This is a genomic window from Ramlibacter sp. AN1133, assembly GCF_037890035.1.
Lineage (GTDB): Bacteria > Pseudomonadota > Gammaproteobacteria > Burkholderiales > Burkholderiaceae_C > Ramlibacter.
Map to the genome: position 1 here is coordinate 47,882 of NZ_JBBKTQ010000015.1, position 16,805 is coordinate 64,686.

The 16,805-nt window shown below is 70.6% G+C and carries 17 protein-coding genes; 7 read left to right on the top strand and 10 right to left on the bottom strand.

The genetic code is table 11. The annotated features are described in order from the left end of the window. Positions 1–15: 15 nt before the first annotated feature. The 3 genes from WG923_RS19645 to WG923_RS19655 all read left to right on the top strand — a co-directional run bounded on the left by WG923_RS19645 (position 16) and on the right by WG923_RS19655 (position 3,600). Positions 16–1,263 (top strand): phenylacetate--CoA ligase family protein, encoded by a 1,248-nt coding sequence (locus WG923_RS19645; RefSeq protein WP_340352683.1) that lies wholly within the window; start codon positions 16–18, stop codon positions 1,261–1,263. 149 nt (positions 1,264–1,412) lie between these two features. Beyond that, on the top strand, positions 1,413–2,399 hold the full coding sequence (locus tag WG923_RS19650; RefSeq protein WP_340352684.1) for a tripartite tricarboxylate transporter substrate-binding protein: 987 nt from the start codon (positions 1,413–1,415) through the stop codon (positions 2,397–2,399). A 136-nt stretch (positions 2,400–2,535) separates the two neighbouring features. Further along, positions 2,536–3,600, top strand: a complete 1,065-nt coding sequence (locus WG923_RS19655) for a Bug family tripartite tricarboxylate transporter substrate binding protein (RefSeq protein WP_445322950.1) — start codon at positions 2,536–2,538, stop codon at positions 3,598–3,600. 119 nt (positions 3,601–3,719) lie between these two features. Here WG923_RS19655 and WG923_RS19660 read toward each other — a convergent pair whose 3' ends face one another. Beyond that, positions 3,720–4,043: a DUF1840 domain-containing protein gene (locus tag WG923_RS19660; protein WP_340352686.1), complete on the bottom strand. Its 324-nt coding sequence runs from the start codon at positions 4,041–4,043 to the stop codon at positions 3,720–3,722. Continuing rightward, positions 4,043–5,305, bottom strand: coding sequence for a cyclopropane-fatty-acyl-phospholipid synthase family protein (locus tag WG923_RS19665; protein ID WP_340352687.1), 1,263 nt, complete (start codon positions 5,303–5,305; stop codon positions 4,043–4,045). The genes WG923_RS19660 and WG923_RS19665 overlap by 1 nt, the downstream gene beginning before the upstream one ends. Positions 5,306–5,452: 147 nt before the next feature. On the opposite strand from WG923_RS19665, the gene WG923_RS19670 reads away from it, so the two are divergent. Both WG923_RS19670 and WG923_RS19675 read left to right on the top strand, forming a co-directional pair. After that, entirely contained in the window at positions 5,453–5,932 is a 480-nt protein-coding gene (locus WG923_RS19670; RefSeq protein ID WP_340352688.1) for a MarR family winged helix-turn-helix transcriptional regulator, read from the top strand. Positions 5,933–6,026: 94 nt separating this feature from the next. After that, a complete protein-coding gene (locus tag WG923_RS19675; protein WP_340352689.1) occupies positions 6,027–7,640 on the top strand; it encodes an AMP-binding protein in 1,614 nt (537 codons plus the stop codon). Positions 7,641–7,653: 13 nt separating this feature from the next. On the opposite strand, the gene WG923_RS19680 is transcribed toward WG923_RS19675, so the two are convergent. From WG923_RS19680 to WG923_RS19710, 7 genes are all read right to left on the bottom strand, one after another. Next, positions 7,654–8,046: a nuclear transport factor 2 family protein gene (locus WG923_RS19680; protein ID WP_340352690.1), complete on the bottom strand. Its 393-nt coding sequence runs from the start codon at positions 8,044–8,046 to the stop codon at positions 7,654–7,656. Positions 8,047–8,083: 37 nt separating this feature from the next. Beyond that, entirely contained in the window at positions 8,084–9,040 is a 957-nt protein-coding gene (locus WG923_RS19685; protein ID WP_340352691.1) for a tripartite tricarboxylate transporter substrate binding protein, read from the bottom strand. Then, complete coding sequence (locus tag WG923_RS19690; protein WP_340352692.1) at positions 9,037–10,443, bottom strand: sensor histidine kinase; 1,407 nt, start codon at positions 10,441–10,443, stop codon at positions 9,037–9,039. The genes WG923_RS19685 and WG923_RS19690 overlap by 4 nt, the downstream gene beginning before the upstream one ends. Then, positions 10,424–11,089, bottom strand: a complete 666-nt coding sequence (locus WG923_RS19695; RefSeq protein ID WP_340352693.1) for a response regulator transcription factor — start codon at positions 11,087–11,089, stop codon at positions 10,424–10,426. The genes WG923_RS19690 and WG923_RS19695 overlap by 20 nt, the downstream gene beginning before the upstream one ends. 38 nt (positions 11,090–11,127) lie before the next feature. Continuing rightward, a complete protein-coding gene (locus tag WG923_RS19700) occupies positions 11,128–12,108 on the bottom strand; it encodes a Bug family tripartite tricarboxylate transporter substrate binding protein (RefSeq protein ID WP_340352694.1) in 981 nt (326 codons plus the stop codon). 76 nt (positions 12,109–12,184) lie between these two features. After that, positions 12,185–12,733: a GNAT family N-acetyltransferase gene (locus WG923_RS19705; RefSeq protein ID WP_340352695.1), complete on the bottom strand. Its 549-nt coding sequence runs from the start codon at positions 12,731–12,733 to the stop codon at positions 12,185–12,187. Positions 12,734–12,742: 9 nt separating this feature from the next. Further along, positions 12,743–13,252 (bottom strand): hypothetical protein, encoded by a 510-nt coding sequence (locus WG923_RS19710; RefSeq protein ID WP_340352696.1) that lies wholly within the window; start codon positions 13,250–13,252, stop codon positions 12,743–12,745. 99 nt (positions 13,253–13,351) lie between these two features. Between WG923_RS19710 and gspF the strand changes: the two genes are divergently transcribed. Next, a complete protein-coding gene (gspF, locus tag WG923_RS19715; RefSeq protein ID WP_340352697.1) occupies positions 13,352–14,578 on the top strand; it encodes a type II secretion system inner membrane protein GspF in 1,227 nt (408 codons plus the stop codon). 169 nt (positions 14,579–14,747) lie between these two features. Continuing rightward, positions 14,748–15,653 carry a 5'-nucleotidase gene (locus tag WG923_RS19720; protein WP_340352698.1) on the top strand — a complete coding sequence of 302 codons (906 nt, stop codon included), beginning with the start codon at positions 14,748–14,750 and terminating at the stop codon, positions 15,651–15,653. A gap of 147 nt (positions 15,654–15,800) precedes the next feature. Here the strand turns inward: WG923_RS19720 and WG923_RS19725 are convergent, their stop codons facing one another. Then, the gene (locus tag WG923_RS19725) at positions 15,801–16,751 is read right to left on the bottom strand and encodes a DMT family transporter (RefSeq protein WP_340352699.1); all 951 of its coding nucleotides are present in this window, start codon (positions 16,749–16,751) and stop codon (positions 15,801–15,803) included. Between the last annotated feature and the right edge of the window lie 54 nt (positions 16,752–16,805).

Genomic DNA, 16,805 nt, shown 5'->3' on the forward strand with positions numbered 1-16,805 from the left:
CCGGGGAAGGAACACATGCAGGACTACTACGACAGCCTCGAGACGAGGCCGGCCGCGCAGCGCGAGGCCGATCTGATGGCGGCGCTGCCGGCGCAGGTGGCGCATGCGAAGGGCGCGACCGCCGCCTACCGCGAGATCCTGGAAGGCGTCGATGCCGCGCAGGTGAGCTCGCGCGAGGCGCTGGCCAAGCTGCCCGTCACGCGCAAGAGCGAATTGCTCCAGCGGCAGAAGGCGCAGCGCGCAGCCGACCCGTTCGGCGGTTTCTCCGCCATCCTGCGCGGGCCCGCCATGCCGCGCATCTTCGCCTCGCCCGGCCCGATCTACGAGCCGGACGGCAGCACGCGCGACTACTGGCGCATCGGGCGCGCGCTGTTCGCCGCGGGCTTTCGCAGCGGCGACCTGGTGCACAACAGCTTCAGCTACCACATGACGCCCGGCGCCTTCCTGATGGAGTCCGGCGCGCACGCGGTGGGCTGCACCGTCTTTCCCGCCGGTGTCGGCCAGACCGAGCAGCAGCTGCAGGCGATCGCGGAACTGCGGCCCGGTTGCTACACCGGCACGCCCAGCTTCCTGCGCATCCTGGTGGAAAAGGCGCAGGAGTCGGGCAGCGACATCTCCAGCCTGCGCAAGGGCCTGGTCGGCGGCGAAGCCTTTCCGCCCAGCCTGCGCGACTGGTTCCTCGAGCGCGGCCTGCACGTCTACCAGAGCTACGCGACCGCGGACCTGGGCCTGATTGCCTACGAGACGGCTGCCCGCGAAGGCATGGTGGTCGACGAAGGCGTGGTGGTGGAGATCGTGCGCCCCGGCACGGGCGATCCGGTCGCGCCCGGCGAGGTGGGGGAAGTGGTGGTCACCACCCTGAACCCGGCCTACCCGCTGGTGCGCTTCGGCACCGGCGACCTGTCCGCGCTGCTGCCCGGACAGGATCCCACCGGGCGCACCAACATGCGCATCAAGGGCTGGCTCGGCCGCGCCGACCAGACCACCAAGATCCGCGGGATGTTCGTGCACCCCGGCCAGGTGGCGGACATCGCGCGCCGCTTCCCGGAGATCGTCAAGGCCCGCCTGGTCGTCAGCGGCGAGATGGCCAACGACGTGATGACGCTCCAGGTGGAGACGGCCGCGGCGGCGCAGGGACTCGACGCCCGCATCGGCGAAGTGGTCCGCGACGTGACCAAGCTGCGCGCGGACATCCAGCTCGTGCAGCCGGGCACGCTGCCCAACGACGGCAAGGTCATCGAGGACGCCCGCAGCTACAAGTAAGAAGGAAGCACCACACTGCCCCGCCCCGCGCCCGCCGGCGCGCGGGCATACTTTCGGGCGTACGTAGTTCCCACCCGGGCCGGCGGTCGGCGCCTGCCCCGCGTGGCGCGTTCTTCCATTGTTCGAATACCAACCTTTCCGGAGACGCAATGAAAAAGCTGTTCCAGTCGCTTCTGCCGCTGGCCCTCGCCGCTGCCGCCTTCAGCGCCGGCGCGCAGGACTTCCCCGGCAGCAAGCCGATCACGATCATCGTGCCCTTCGCGGCCGGCGGCCCGACCGACAAGGTCGCCCGCGACCTCGCCGAAGCCCTGCGCAAGCCGCTGGGCGGCGCGACGGTCATCGTGGACAACGCCGCGGGCGCGGGCGGCTCCATCGGCGCCAACAAGGTCGCCAAGGCCCCGGCCGACGGCCACACGCTGCTGGTCCACCACATCGGCATGGCCACCATGCCCACGCTGGTGCGCAACATCCCCTTCAACGTGGAAAACGACTTCGAATACATCGGCCTGATCAACGACGTGCCGATGACGATCATCACCAAGCCCTCGATCCCCGCGAACAACTGGAAGGAATTCACGGCCTGGATCCAGGCCAACAAGGGCAAGATCAACCTGGGCAACGCCGGCGTCGGCTCCGCCTCGCACCTGTGCGGCATGCTGTTCCAGCACGCGATGGGCGTCGACATGACGGCCGTGCCGTACAAGGGCACCGGCCCCGCCATGACGGACCTGATGGGCGGCCAGATCGACATCATGTGCGACCAGACCACCAACACCACCGGCGCCATCGAGGGCAAGAAGGTGAAGGTGTTCGCCGTGACCACGCCCAGGCGCCTGGGCATCCCCGCGCTGAAGGACACGCCCACGCTGCAGGAACTGGGCGTGAAGGACTTCCACGTCACGATCTTCCACGGCCTCTATGCGCCCAAGGGCACGCCCGCGCCGGTGCTCAAGAAGCTCAACGACGCGCTGAAGGCCGCCCTGAAGGACCCGGACTTCGTCAAGCGCGAGGAAGCCCTGGGCGCCGTCGTCGTGAACGACAAGCGCACGGAGCCGGCCGAACACAAGAAGTTCGTGAAGGCCGAGATCAACAAGTGGAGCCCGCTGATCAAGCAGGCCGGCGTGTACGTGGACTGAACCGCGAAACGCACTGCCGACGAGCCGCCCCGAGGGGCGGCTTTCTTTTGTCGTGCTGCCTCCCCCGGGGGGAGGGCCGGGGGCACTCCCCCGTGCCCGCAATGGCATGATGCCCGCTGCGGCGCGCATGACGCGCATGACGCGCCAACGCCTACGACGAAGACCCAAGGAGATCCCCGTGAACGACAACTTTCGCTCGCCCCCCCGCCGCCGACTGCTCCGCGCCGCCAGCCTCCTGGCCCTCGGCAGCCTCGCACCCGCGCTCTCGTTCGCGCAGGGCGCCTGGCCCGCCAAGCCCGTGCGCATCGTCGTGCCCTTCAACGCCGGCGGCACCACCGACATCCTGGCGCGCGCGGTGGCGCAGGAACTGACGAAGTCCCTCGGCCAGTCCTTCGTGGTCGACAACAAGGCCGGCGCCGGCGGCAACATCGGCGCGGACATCGTGGCGCACTCGGCGCCCGACGGCTACACGCTCCTCATGGGAACGGTGGGCACGCACGCGATCAACAAGTCGCTGTATTCGAAGATGCCCTACGACCACGTCAAGGACTTCCAGCCGATCACGCTGGTGGCCGGCGTGCCCAACGTGATGGTGGTCAACACCGAGAAGGCGGCGGCGCGCGGCTGGCGCAACGTGCAGGACGTCATCAAGTACGCCAAGGCCAATCCGGGCAAGCTGAACATGGCCTCCAGCGGCAACGGTACGTCCATCCACCTGGCCGGCGAGCTGTTCAAGACCATGACCGGCACGTTCATGACGCACTTCCCGTTCACGGGCTCGAACCCCGCGCTGCTGAGCCTGCTCTCGGGCGACATGGACGTGATGTTCGACAACCTGCCCTCGGCGATGACGCACATCAAGGCGGGCAAGCTCAAGGCACTGGCCGTGACGAGCGCCACGCGCTCCACCGCGCTGCCGGACGTGCCGACGGTGGAGGAGGCCGGCGGCCCGTCCCTGAAGGGCTACGAGGCGAGCTCGTGGTTCGGCCTGCTGGCGCCCGCCGGCACCCCGATGGACATCGTCAACCGCATCCAGCAGGAAACCGCCAAGGCCCTGGCCACGCCCGCCATGAAGGAACGCCTGCAGGCCCAGGGCGCGATCCCCAGCGGCAACACCCCGGCGCAATTCGCGCAGATGATCGACCGGGAAACGAAGAAGTGGGCGGCGGTGGTGAAGGCGTCGGGCGCGAAGGTGGACTGATCGTTCTTGCTTCTTCCCCCTTTGGGGGAAGGCTGGGATGGGGGCGCTCCGGGGGCGCGGACCAGCGCCGCAGCGCCCCCTCCCCGACTCTCCCCCGGAAGGGGAGGGAGGAAGTCAGGTCAGACCCCCCAGACGATTTCCTTGCCCTCCTTGCTGCAGCGCTTCAGCATGTCGATGAAGGGCACCGCCCTCTGCCGCAGCGACACCGCCTCGAACTTCGGCGGCACCTCGCCCCTGGCCTTGGCGTCCTCGATCTGGGCCTGGTGCTCCGCCTCTTCCTGCGCGATCGCCTGGTCCAGCTTCGTCATCGCCCCGGGCATTTCCTCGGGCAGGATGATGCCCTTGGGACCGGGGTCCTTGCCGATGATCTGCAGCACGCGGCGCCCGTTGGGCTCCAGCATGATCAGGTCGCCGGCCGCCTTGGATTTGAACTTGTAGAGCATCAGCGGTAGATGTACTCGCGGTTGAAGGGATAGGCCGACTGCGCACCGCGCAGCGTGCCGGTGTTCATCTTGCCATCCGGGCGCGTCGCCAGGAACTGGTGCAGCGAAATCCAGCCATGCTCGAAGCACATGGCGCAGCCCGACAGGTACAGCCGGTAGGCGCGCAGCACGCGGCCGCCGTCCTCCGGGCCGTGCGTGGTCTCGAGGATCGCCCGCGCCTCCTCCAGCCGTTGCTCCAGCCCGTCGGACCAGGCCCAGAGGGTACGCGCATAGTGCGGCCGCAGGCTCTCGGCATCCACCATCTCCAGGCCGCCCATCGCCATCTCGCGCAGCACCAGGCTCGCATGCAGCAGCTCGCCGCCGGGAAAGATGTACTTGCCGATGAACTCGCCCATGCCGGCGCCGAGCTGGCCGGGCTGCAGCGCGCCGGCCGTGATGCCGTGGTTCATGACCAGCCCGCCAGGGGCGAGCAGGCGGCAGATCTTGCTGAAGTAGGCCGTCATGTTCACCTGCCCCACGTGCTCGAACATGCCCACCGAGGCGATCTTGTCGAAGGACTGGCCCTCGTCCATCTCGCGGTAGTCCTGCAGCAGGATCTGCACGCGGTCCTGCAGGCCCCTCTCGCGGATCAGCCCGTTCACGTACGCGTGCTGGTTCTTCGACAGCGTGATCCCCGTCGCCTGCACCCCGTAGTGTTCCGCGGCCCACAGCAGCAGCCCGCCCCAGCCCGCGCCGATGTCCAGGAAGCGCTCCCCCGGCTGGAGCATCAGCTTGCGGCAGATGTGGTCCAGCTTCGCTTCCTGCGCCTGCGCCAGCGACAGGTCCGGCTCGCGGAAGTACGCGCAGGAGTAGACCCGGCGCGGATCCAGCCACAGGGCGTAGAAGTCGTCCGAGACGTCGTAGTGGAAGCGGATCTGCTCGGCGTCCTTCAGCGGGGTGTGCAGGGCGAGCGAACGGGCGCGGCGCAGGATCTGCGTCCACCAGCTGGTGTCGCTGGGCACCGGGCTGCCAGGCAGGAGGCCGGCCGCTGCGGCCATCACGTCGCGCATGCGGCCGTCGATGCGCACGCGCTTTTCCACGTAGTCCTCGGCGACCTGGCCGATCTGCCCGGCGGCCAGCGTGGCCAGCCCCGACCAGTCCTCGAACTGCATCCGGACGGCGGCATCCGCAGGGCCGATCCGCTTGCCCCCGGGAAGGCCGATGGACAGGGGGACCGGCAAGGCTGCGAGTTGTGTTTCGAGTTTCAGCAGCAGGGGTTCCATGGGCAAATTCTTGCCACGTCGGCCGTACGGCGTCAACAACGGCCGTGTAGGACGGCGGCGCATCCTGCCCGGCCCCCGGGGATGCTTTGCTTGCGGACCAATTTGTTCAAGCCTAAACTATTTATCCTCTCGCCTACAGGAGTTCCGATGGACATCGAAGCGCGCGCCCACAGCGAGCACCCCGAGGCGCTGCGCCTGTGGCTGCGGCTGCTGACCTGCACGCAGCTGGTGGAAAAGCAGGTGCGCACTCTCCTGCGGGAGCGCTTCGACACCACGCTGCCCCGCTTCGACCTGATGGCGCAGCTCGAACGCACGCCGGCCGGCCTGAAGATGAACGAGCTGTCGCGCCGGATGATGGTCACCGGCGGCAACGTCACGGGCATCACCGACCAGCTCGTGGCCGAGGGCCAGGTGGAACGCATCGACGTCGAAGGCGACCGCCGGGCCTGCCGCGTGCGGCTCACCGCGCGGGGCCGCAAGCAGTTCCAGGAGATGGCGCGCCAGCACGAGGGCTGGATCGTGGATGCCTTCTCGGGCCTGAACGACAAGGAAATCGCCACCCTGCACAAGCTGCTGGGCAAGGTGAAGGAACACGCCGGCGCGGGGCGCCAGGAGACCGCGGCATGAGCGCCGCACGGCCGCCCGAAGGCGCTCGCCCCCTCCGCTTGCGGAGGGGGGAGGCGCAGGCCGCGCAGCGGACCAGCCTGGGGGAGGATCTCCAATGAATTCGGCGCAGACGGACCGCTATGTGCACGACCGGCTGCCGGCCAGGGACCAGTGGCCCCGGCTGCTGTACGACCGAGCGGAACTCGCGCTGCCGGCGCAGTGCAACCTGGTCGAGGCCTTGCTGGATCGCGCGCCCGACCGGGGCTGGGGGGACAGGCCGCTGCTGCGCTCCGCGCGCGGCGTTCTCACCTACCGCGAAGCGCGCGAGCGGGTCGACCGCATCTGCCGCGTGCTGGTGGAAGACCTCGGCATGGTCCCGGGCCACCGCGTGCTGCTGCGCGGCGGCAATTCCGAGGGCATGGCGCTCGCATGGCTGGCGGTCGTCAAGGCCGGCGGCATCGCCGTGGCCACCATGCCGCTGCTGCGCGCGCGCGAGCTGGGCGACATCATCGACAAGGCGCAGCCGACCCTGGCCTTGTGCGACATCCGGCTGCTGGAGGAACTGGAACTGGCGCGCAAGGACCGCCCGGTGCTGCAGGCCGTGGTGCCCTTCAACGCCCCGGACGAGCCCGGATCGCTGGCCGCGCGCGCCGCGCGCAAGGACGGCAACTTCGCGGCCTGCCCCACCGCGGCCGACGACATCGCCATGCTGGCCTTCACCTCGGGCACGACGGGCAAGCCCAAGGCGGCGGTGCACACGCACCGCGACGTGCTGGCCGCGTGCGAAACCTGGCCGCGGCACGTGCTGCGCGCCACGCCCGAGGACATCGTGGTCGGCACGCCGCCGCTCGCCTTCACCTTCGGCCTGGGCGGCCTGCTCGTGTTCCCGATGTGGGCCGGCGCGTCGGTGTACTTCCCCGATGCGCCCTACACGCCGGAGTCGTTCGTGCGCACCGTCGCCGAAGTCGGCGCCACCATCTGCTACACCGCGCCCACGTTCTACCGCCACGCCGCGCCCTTCGCGCGCCAGCTCGGTGTCGGCAAACTGCGCACCAGCGTGAGCGCCGGCGAAGGCCTGCCCGATGCCACGCGCCAGCTCTGGAAGGAGGCGACGGGCCTCGAGATGCTGGACGGGATCGGCGCCACCGAGATGTTCCACATCTTCATCTCCTCCGCGGGCGAGGAGGTGCGCCGCGGCGCGATCGGCAAGGTCGTGCCCGGCTACGAGGCACGCGTGGTGGACGAAGAGGGCCGGGAAGTGCCGCGCGGCACCATCGGCAAGCTGGCGGTGATCGGCCCCACCGGCTGCAGGTACCTGGACGACGCGCGCCAGGCGAACTACGTGAAAGACGGCTGGAACTACCCCGGCGACGCTTTCCTGCAGGACGCCGACGGCTACTTCTTCTACCAGGCGCGCGCCGACGACATGATCATCACGGCCGGCTACAACGTGGGCGGGCCGGAGGTGGAGGACGCGCTGCTCAAGCACCCCGCGGTGGCCGAATGCGGCGTGATCGGCAAGCCGGACGAGGATCGCGGGATGATCGTCAAGGCCTTCTGCGTGCTCAAGCCGGGCCACACGGGCGACGCCGCGATGGTGAAGGCCTTGCAGGAGCACGTGAAGGCGACCATCGCGCCGTACAAGTATCCGCGCGAGATCGAGTTCCTGGCCGGGCTGCCGCGCACCGAGACGGGCAAGCTGCAGCGCTTCAGGTTGCGGCAGCTCTGACGAGGCGCGGGCGCTAGAACATGCCGTTGCCGTGCTTCGCTTCCTTCGGCACGACCTGCAGCACGTCCCAGTGCTCCACCACCTTGCCGTCGGCGTCGAGGCGGAAGATGTCGATGCCGGCCCAATCGGGATTGGCGTCGCCCGGCCAGTGCTGGCGGCAATGCAGCACCACGTGGTCGCCCTCGGCGATCGCGCGCACGAACTCCACCCGCTTGCCCGGATACTCGCGCGCCATCTTCTCGAAATACTCGATGAAGGCCTGCTTGCCGTCGGCGACGTGGGGGTTGTGCTGGATGTAGGTGGCGCCGGCGTAGCGCGCGATCGCCTCCGCCGGCTGGCACCGGTTGAACATCAGGTCGTAGAAGGCCTGCGCGTTGCGCTTGTTGCGCTCGAGGATGTCCTGCATGGCGGCTCCCGGCGGCGGCACCGCGCCGCCCGTGCGTTCAGCGTACCCGCAGGTGGAGCTCGCGCGCCAGTGCCCGGTACGCCGCGACCTGCTCGCGCAGGTAGGCGTCGAGTTCGCGCCCCGTGAGCGGCAGCGGCTCCAGGCCCTCCGCGCGCAGCCGGGCCGCGAAGCCCGGCGCGGCCAGCACGCGCCGCAGCAGCGCCGTCCATTCCTGCACGTCGCGCTCGGGCACGGCCGGCCCCATGTAGAGGCCGCGCACGGTGGGCCAGACCAGGTCCACGCCCTGCTCGCGCGCGGTCGGCACGGTCGCGTAGCGCCCGGGCAGCCGGTGCGGCGCCAGCAGCGCGAGCACGCGGATCTCGCCGGCCGCGAGCGCCTCGCGGGCCTCCGCGCTGTCGCCGCAGAACACATCCACATGCCCGCCCTTGAGCGCCGCCAGCGCCTGCCCGCCGCCTTCGAAGGACACGAAGCGCATCGCCCGGTGATCGCGGCCGGCGGAGCGCACCAGCAGCGCGGCCTTCATCCAGTCCTGGCTGCCCACGCTGCCGGAGGCACCGAACACGGCGCCGCCGGGGTCCTGCCGCAGCCGCTCGCGCAGCGCCGCGAGCGAGGCGAAGGGCGCGTCCTTGCGCACGGCCACGATGCCGTAATCCGTCCCCAGCGTGGCGAGCCAGCGCACCGCCGTCGCGTCGTGCGGCCCGAAGCGGCCCTGCACGATGTTGACCAGCGAGCCGCTGGAAAACGCGATCACCGTCCCCGGGTCCGCAAGGCGGGTGCTCACGGCCCGGTCGAAGGCCACCGCCCCGATGCCGCCCGGCAGGTACTTCACTTCGACCACCGCTGCCCGTTCGGCGGCGAGGAGTTCCCGCACGAGGCGGCACGTCAGGTCGAAGCCGCCGCCGGGCTTGGCCGGGGCGATGCACTCCACGCGCGCGGGCACGGCGCGCACGCCCGCGACGGCGAGCAGCAGCGCGAACGCCAGCAGCCATCTCATGGGGCCTGCTCCTCGCGCTGCGCGCGCGGCCACCACAGCGTCGCGCGCAATCCGCGGCCGCCCTCCCCCGGCTCCAGCCGCAGCACGCCCCCGTGGCGCGCCGCGACGGAGCGGGCGATCGCCAGTCCCAGGCCGGAGCCGCCGCCGCGCGCCAGCGCCGGCCGCAGGAAGCGCGCGCCGGCGGAGTGCTGCAGCTCAGGCGGCAGGCCGGGGCCACTGTCCTCCACCGCCATGCTCCAGCCGAGGCCGTCCTGCGCCGCCGAGAGCGTGACCGGTCCGTGCCCGCCATGGGCGATCGCGTTGGCGACCAGGTTGGCCAGCGCCTCGCGCAGCAGCCCCGCATCGGCCGTCGCCTGCTGCGGCGCGCAGTCGACGCCCAGGTCCACCCCGGCCTGGCGCGCGGCGGGCAGGAACTGGCGCGCCACCTCCTGCAGCAGGGCCTGGACGTCGAACGCCGCCGGCTGCAGCTGCACGGTGTCGCTGCGCGCCAGCGCGAGGAGCTGGTTGGTGCTGCGCGTGGCGCGCTGCAGCTCCGCCTCCAGCGCGGCCAGCGCCTCGGCGACCTGTGCCGGGTCCCGTTCGCGGCGCGCGAATTCGACCTGCATGCGCAGGGTGGTGAGGTGCGTGCGCAGCTGGTGCGAGGCCGCATCGAGGAAGTCGCGCTGCTGCCGCAGCAGTTCGGCGATGCGCTGCATGTGCCGGTTCATCGCGGCGATCGGCGGCCGCAGGTCCGGCGGCAGCTTCGCGACGTCCAGCGGGCCGAGGTCGGAGGGCGAGCGGGCCGCGATCGCCTCCGACACGCGCGCGAGCGGCCGCAGCACCAGCATCACCGCCAGCGCGGCGGAGCAGGCCGTCAGCAGCAGGAACACGCCGTTGGCGATCGCGGCCCGGCGCACGAACAGGCGGCGGAACTCCGCGCGCGACTGCATGCTCTCGGCCACCTGGATCACCAGTTGCTTGGCGGGCGACTCGATGGTGGGCCGCTCGAGCTCGCGCGTGTAGGCGACCAGCCGCACCGGCTCGCCGAAATAGCGCCCGTCGTAGAACACGGGCACGCCGGGCCGCAAGGGGGCGGGCGGCGGCGGCAGGTCGGCGCTGCCCAGTTCCACCAGGCCGTCGGCGGTGGCGACGCGGTAATGCACGGGGCCGCTCGCGGTCAGCTCGAAGAATTCGAACATGCGGTAAGGCAGTTCCACCGACAGTCCGCCCGACTCGGTGGACACGTTGGCATCGATGGATTTCAGGGCGCCCAGCAGCGAGCGGTCGTAGGCGGTGTCGGCGGCGCGCTGCACGTCCTGCGCCGTCACGCGCAGTTCGGCCAGCGACAGCAGCAGCAGCGCCGGCAGCAGCAGCAACAGCAGCCGCTGCGCGAGGCGCAGCCGGTCAAGCGGCTTCCAGCGCATAGCCCAGGCCGCGGATCGTGGCGATGCGCACGCCGGCGCCTTCCAGGCGCTTGCGCAGGCGGTGGACGATCACCTCCACCGCCTCCGGCTGGATGTCCTTCTCGTCGGACACCACGCGCTCGAGCACCTGCTGCTTGGACATCGGCTCGCCCGCATGCTGCAGCAGCACCCGCAGCACCGCGAACTCGCGCGGCGACAGCGCCAGCGGCGCGTCCGCGAGCGTGAAGCGCTGCGTGGCGAGGTCGTAGGCGAGCGGGCCGCACGCCAGGCGCGCCGCCGCGCCCCCGCGGGCGCGCCGCAGCAGGGCGTGCAGGCGCGCTTCGAGCTCCTCCAGCGCGAAGGGCTTGGCGAGGAAATCGTCGGCGCCGCCATGGAAGGCACGCACCTTCTCGTCGACCGTGTCGCGGGCCGTGAGCACCAGGGCCGGAATGCGGCTGTCGCGCGCGCGGATGTCGGCCAGCAGGTCCTGCCCGTCGCGATCGGGCAGGCCGAGGTCGAGGACGACCACGTCGTGGCTGCCCTCGCGCAGCGATGCGAGCGCCAGCGCCGCGCTGTCCACCCAGTCGACCAGGATGCCGGAGCGCTCCAGCACCCGGGCCAGCCAGGTGCCCAGCGTGGGTTCGTCTTCGACCAGCAGGATGCGCATGGGGGTTCCGGGCGGTGTGCGGACGGCCCCCGGCGCGCTCACTCGGGCTTGATTTTCGCCCGTTCCACCACCTGCTTCCAGCGCTTCTGCTCCTGCGCGATGAACTGCGCGAACTGCGCCGGCGTGCTGCCCACCGCCTGCGCCGCATCCTGGTTCAGGCGATCCAGCGAGGCCTGCGAGCGCACCGCCTTCTGCGTTTCGGCCGCCAGCTTGTCGATGCTGGCCTGGGCCATGGAGGCGGGCGCCAGCATGCCGTACCACTGCGTCATCTCGAAGCCCGGATAGCCCTGCTCGGCGACCGTCGGCACGTCGGGCAACTGCGGCAGGCGCTGGGGAGAGCCGGTGGCGATGCAGCGCAGCTTGCCCGCCTTGATGTGCTGCAGGATCGCGGAGGCCCCCACCGAGGCGGCATCGAGGCGGCCGGCCAGCAGGTCGGTCAGCTGCGGGCCCGTGCCCTTGTACGGGATGTGCAGCAGGAAGGTATGGGTTGCCATCTTCAGGTATTCCATCGCGAGGTGCCCCGCGCTGCCGTTGCCGGCCGACCCGTAGTTCAGCTGGCCCGGCTTGCTCTGGGCCAGCGCCACGAACTCCCTGAGGTTCTTCACCGGCAGGTTCGGGTTCACCACGTACAGGCTGGGCACCTTGGCCAGCAGGCTCACGGGCTTGAAATCCTTGTTCGGGTCGTAGGGCAGCTTGTCGAACATGTAGGGGTTCACGGCCAGCGTGCCGATGTGGCCGAGGATGATCGTGTGCTGGTCCTCCGCGCGCGCCACTTCGGCCATCGCGATGTTGCCCGAGGCGCCGGGCTTGTTGTCCACGAAGACGCTCTGGCCCAGCGTCTTGCTCAGTTCGCCGGCGGTGGAGCGCGCGACGATCTCGGAACTCCCGCCGGGCGCGAAGGGCACCACGAAGCGCACCGGCTTGGCCGGCCAGGCTTGCGCGAAGGCAGCGGCGGGCAGCAGGCCGGCGAAAGCGGCGCCGGCGGCGCTGCCGAGGAAGTCTCGTCTCGTGTGGATCATGGAGGTCTCCGGTTGCAGGTGCCGCGGGACCGCAGCGTGGGCGCGACCTTACCCGGACTGGCCTTTCAGGCCGCTTTCAGTCCGCGCCCGCCTGCGAACGCCCGAACACGCGCGCGTACAGCACGGTGTCTATCAGGCAGCCGTCCTTGCTGGCGGCGCAGCGCAGCACCGCCTCGCGTTCGAAGCCGGCCTTCTCCAGCACGCGCATGGAGGCCGGATTCCATTCGAACACCTGGGCCTCCAGGCGCGCGAACAGCCGCTCGGTCCCGATGCGCTGCGCCAGTGCACTCGCCGCGGCGCTGGCGATGCCGCGGCCCCAGTGCGATTCGCCCAGCCAGTAGCCGAACTGCGCCGTCTGCGCGAAGATGCCCTCGCCGGCGATCACGCCGATGCCGCCGACGGCGCTGCCGTCGACATCGATCGCGAGCTGGATGCTGGCGCCCGGGTCGGCGGCGATGGCCAGCCACAGGTCGGCGTCGCGGTCGGTGTACGGGTGCGGGAAGGTGTGTGTCATGTTGCGCCACACCCTGCGGTTGTTGGCCTCGCGGATCAGGTCCTCCTTGTCCGCGGCGCGCCATGGGCGCAGCACGCAGCCGGGCAGGTCGGTCGGCAGGTGCACGGTCATGGCCGCATGCTATTTCAGCTTGCGGTCTTCCCGCTTGGCTTCCTCCATCGCCTCGGGCTCCAGTTCCTCGGTGGAGCGGTTGGTCCACAGGAACACGCCCCAGGCGGCGAGCAGCAGGGAGATCGCCCCCAGCAGCGCGGCGGGGTAGACCAGCATGCTCAGGTCGTCGTGCAGCGCCTTGAAGGTGCCCACCAGCGCCTCGATCACCAGCGCGACCACCAGCACCACGAGGAAGCGCGAGAGGAAGCGCCGCACGCGCGTGGGCGCGCTCACGTGGGCTTCGCGGATCACCTCCTCCTCCGCGATGGTCTGCGCCATCTGCAGCGCCACCACGGCCGCGGCCAGCAGGCCGACCGCCTCGATGATCTCCTGCGCTGCGTCCTTGTCGAAGCCGGCCATCGCCGCGTCCCAGCCCACGCGCGCGGCCACCACCGTCAGCGCCAGCGACGCGGCCGCGAACAGCACCGCCATGAGGCCCTGCACCACGCCGAAACCGGTCATCACGAACTTGAGCCGCATGTCTTCGCCTCCCCCAGAGACAAGCCGCAAAGCTAACGCAAGCTCGTCGGCGGCCATGTAGGCGCGCGCCGCGCACCTGCCCGGCCGTATCATTCGCGCATGCCGGCATATGCATTCGAGGCGCTGGACGCGGAGGGCGCCACCCAGAAAGGCGTGATCGAGGCCGACACGGCCAGGGCCGCGCGCGGCCTGCTGCGCGGCCGCGCCCTGGTGCCGCTGGAGGTGCGGCCGGTCTCCTCCGGCGGCGAAGGCGAATCCAGCGGCACGTCGCGGGTGCTGCTGCGCCGGCGCGTCTTCTCGTCCACGGCGCTGGCCATCTGGACGCGCCAGCTCGCGGGCCTGGTCGGCTCGGGCCTGACGCTGGAGCGCGCCCTCACGGCGCTGGCGGACGAAGCCGACACGGAGCACCAGCACCACCTGGTCGCGGCGCTGCGGGCGGAGGTCAACGCCGGCTCCTCCTTTGCCAAGGCGCTGGCCCGGTTCCCGCGCGAATTCGAGGACATCTACATCGCGGTCGTGGGCGCCGGCGAGCAGACCGGCCACCTGGGGATGGTGCTGGAGCGCCTGGCCGACGACCTCGAGGAGCGCCAGGCCCTCAACGCCAAGCTGCTCGCCGCGACGCTCTATCCCGCCATCGTGACGGTGGCGGCGATCGTGATCGTGCTGCTGCTCATGACGTACGTGGTGCCGCAGGTGGCCAACGTGTTCGCCGGCACCAAGCGCGCGCTGCCGCTGCTGACGGTGATCATGCTGGGCCTCAGCGCCTTCGTGCGCAGCTGGGGGCTGGCCGTGCTGGGGGCGCTGGCCGTCGCCTTCGCGATCCTGCGCATGTCGCTGCGCAATCCCGCCTTCCGCGAACGCTTCGATGCCGGCTGGCTGAAGCTGCCGCTGGTGGGACGGCTCTCGCGGGGCTACAACGCGGCGCGCTTCGCCGGCACGCTCGCCATGCTCGCCGGCGCCGGCGTGCCGATCCTCAAGGCCCTGCAGGCGGCGGCCGAGACGCTGGGCAACCGCGCGATGCGGGTCGATGCGCTCGACGCGCTGGTGCTGGTGCGCGAAGGCGCGCCGCTCGCCTCCGCCATCGGGCAGAAGAAGCGCTTCCCCGGCCTCCTGAGCATGTTCGCGCGGCTGGGCGAGCAGACGGGGCAGCTGCCCCAGATGCTGCAGCGCGCGGCCAACCAGCTCAGTGCCGAAGTCCAGCGCCGGGCGATGCAGCTCGCCACCCTGCTGGAGCCGCTGCTGATCATCGGCATGGGCCTGATCGTGATGCTGATCGTGCTGGCGGTGCTGCTGCCGATCATCCAGCTGAACCAGTGGGTGCGCTAGGGATGTGGACCCCCACGCTCCTCACTTCGTGTAGTCGCTGCCCCCCGAGGGGGCGCAAGCCTCCTAGAGGCGGCTCGTCGGAGGCTTGGACCCCCACGCTCCTCACTTCGTATAGTCGCTGCCCCCCGAGGGGGCGCAAGCCTCCTAGAGGCGGCTCGTCGGAGGCTTGATGGCTATCCCCTCCCTCGAAAACAAGCTGGTCGTCGCGATCGCCTCGCGCGCGCTGTTCGACTTCGAGGAGGAGAACCGCGTCTTCGAATCCGGCGACGCGGCCGGTTACATGCGGCTGCAGCTCGAACGGCTGGAGCTGCCGGCCAAGCCCGGCATCGCCTTTTCCCTGATCCGCAAGCTGCTCGCGTTCAACGACACGTCGGCGCAGCACGTGGAAGTCGTCGTGCTCTCGCGCAACGACCCGGTCTCCGGCATGCGCGTGTTCCGCTCCGCCAAGGAAGCCGGCATCCCCCTGCAGCGCGGCGTGTTCACGCAGGGCCGCTCGCCCTTCGGCTACCTGCGGCCGCTCAAGGCCACGCTGTTCCTCTCGGCCAACGCCGACGACGTGCGCGGCGCGCTGTCCGCCGGCTTTCCGGCCGCCCACGTGCTGACCGAGTCGGTGCGCGCCAGCGCCAACTACCCGAACGAGGTCCGCATCGCCTTCGACGGCGACGCGGTGCTGTTCTCCGACGAGGCCGAGCGCGTGTTCCAGGCCGAGGGGCTGGAAGCCTTCCAGCAGCACGAACTGGCCCACGCCGCGCAGCCGCTGCCCGGCGGTCCCTTCAAGCCGTTGCTGGCGGCGCTGCACCGGCTGCAGCAAGCCGGCGACGCCCAGATGCGCATCCGCACCGCGCTGGTCACGGCGCGCAGCGCGCCGGCGCACGAACGCGCGATCCGCACGCTGATGGACTGGAAGATCCAGGTGGACGAGGCGATGTTCCTGGGCGGCCTGGACAAGAGCGAATTCCTGCGCGAATTCGAGCCGGACTTCTTCTTCGACGACCAGACCGGGCACGTCAAACGCGCGTCGCTGCATGTGCCTTCGGGGCACGTGGCCGCGGGCATCGCGAATGTGGTGTCCTGAGGCACTCGGAAGACCAGACAGCCGGACGCAGAGGGCGCAAAGGGTACGCAGAGGACGCAAAGAAGACAAAGAAAACTTTAGAGGTTTTCTTTTGCGTCCTCTGCGTACCCTTTGCGCCCTCTGCGTCCGGTTTCCTGCTTTCGCATGTCACCGCGGCCCACGCGCCTCCCGCCGCGCGATCCACAGCGTCGATGCGCTGATCACCAGGCCGCCGATCAGCGTCGAGCGGCTCGGCTGGTCGGCGAACCACAGCCAGCCGATCAGCGTCGCCCACACCAGTTCGAGGAACTTCACCGACTGCGTCGCGGAGATGTCCGCCGCCGCGTACGATCGCGTGAGGCAATAGTGCGCCGTGCTTCCGAGCAGGCCGCACAGCAGGAACAGCACCCACTGGCCCGGCCCGGGCATCTGCCAGTGCCACAGCGCCAGCGGCAGGCTCAGCGCCGTGACGCTGATGCTTTGCCAGGCCACGATCACCTCGGGACGCTCGTAGCGCGTGAGCGCCTTGGTGATCAGGAAGGAGGCGGCAAACACCGGCGAGGACGCCAGCATCACGAGGTTGTAGATGCCGCCCCCGCCCGTGAGCTTGGGCGCCACCACGATCAGCACGCCGGCGATGCCGATGCCGGCGGCCAGCCAGCGCTCCCAGCGCATCGGTTCCTTGAACACCAGCACCGCGCCCAGCATGATGAAGATCGGCCCGGTGAAGCCGATGGCCGTGACGTCGGCGATCGTGATGTGCGGCAGGGCGATGAACCACAGCACCAGCCCGATCGTGTGCACGCCGCCGCGCACGAACTGGCCGGAGATGTTCTTCGGCCGGTACGCGGCGAGGCCGGAGCGCAGCATCAGCGGCAGCATCACCGCGAAGCCCATGAGGTAGCGCAGGAACTGCGTCTCGAACGGGTCGAGCGCCAGCGACAGCCCGCGCATCAGCGAGTTCAGCACCACGAACAGCAGGCCGGCCGTGGTCGACCAGAGCAGCGCGTGCACGTTGGACGGCAGGCGCTCCATGCGGCGCTGCGCGACGAGCGCGTGGCGGGCGAACAGGTGGCGCCGCGCGGCGCGGCGGCTGTCGGCGGGGGGCCTGGACTGCATGGAAGCAGCCACTATAGGCGCAAGGGGCCGGGAGCCGGGGCGGTGGGGGAAGCG

Bases quoted from the DNA above. Each gene is read 5' to 3' on its own strand.
- WG923_RS19645 (WP_340352683.1), top strand. From the start codon at position 16: ATGCAGGACTACTACGACAGCCTCGAGACGAGGCCGGCCGCGCAGCGC.
- WG923_RS19650 (WP_340352684.1), top strand. From the start codon at position 1,413: ATGAAAAAGCTGTTCCAGTCGCTTCTGCCGCTGGCCCTCGCCGCTGCC.
- WG923_RS19655 (WP_445322950.1), top strand. From the start codon at position 2,536: ATGACGCGCCAACGCCTACGACGAAGACCCAAGGAGATCCCCGTGAAC.
- WG923_RS19660 (WP_340352686.1), bottom strand. From the start codon at position 4,043: ATGCTCTACAAGTTCAAATCCAAGGCGGCCGGCGACCTGATCATGCTG.
- WG923_RS19665 (WP_340352687.1), bottom strand. From the start codon at position 5,305: ATGGAACCCCTGCTGCTGAAACTCGAAACACAACTCGCAGCCTTGCCG.
- WG923_RS19670 (WP_340352688.1), top strand. From the start codon at position 5,453: ATGGACATCGAAGCGCGCGCCCACAGCGAGCACCCCGAGGCGCTGCGC.
- WG923_RS19675 (WP_340352689.1), top strand. From the start codon at position 6,027: ATGAATTCGGCGCAGACGGACCGCTATGTGCACGACCGGCTGCCGGCC.
- WG923_RS19680 (WP_340352690.1), bottom strand. From the start codon at position 8,046: ATGCAGGACATCCTCGAGCGCAACAAGCGCAACGCGCAGGCCTTCTAC.
- WG923_RS19685 (WP_340352691.1), bottom strand. From the start codon at position 9,040: ATGAGATGGCTGCTGGCGTTCGCGCTGCTGCTCGCCGTCGCGGGCGTG.
- WG923_RS19690 (WP_340352692.1), bottom strand. From the start codon at position 10,443: ATGCGCTGGAAGCCGCTTGACCGGCTGCGCCTCGCGCAGCGGCTGCTG.
- WG923_RS19695 (WP_340352693.1), bottom strand. From the start codon at position 11,089: ATGCGCATCCTGCTGGTCGAAGACGAACCCACGCTGGGCACCTGGCTG.
- WG923_RS19700 (WP_340352694.1), bottom strand. From the start codon at position 12,108: ATGATCCACACGAGACGAGACTTCCTCGGCAGCGCCGCCGGCGCCGCT.
- WG923_RS19705 (WP_340352695.1), bottom strand. From the start codon at position 12,733: ATGACCGTGCACCTGCCGACCGACCTGCCCGGCTGCGTGCTGCGCCCA.
- WG923_RS19710 (WP_340352696.1), bottom strand. From the start codon at position 13,252: ATGCGGCTCAAGTTCGTGATGACCGGTTTCGGCGTGGTGCAGGGCCTC.
- gspF (WP_340352697.1), top strand. From the start codon at position 13,352: ATGCCGGCATATGCATTCGAGGCGCTGGACGCGGAGGGCGCCACCCAG.
- WG923_RS19720 (WP_340352698.1), top strand. From the start codon at position 14,748: ATGGCTATCCCCTCCCTCGAAAACAAGCTGGTCGTCGCGATCGCCTCG.
- WG923_RS19725 (WP_340352699.1), bottom strand. From the start codon at position 16,751: ATGCAGTCCAGGCCCCCCGCCGACAGCCGCCGCGCCGCGCGGCGCCAC.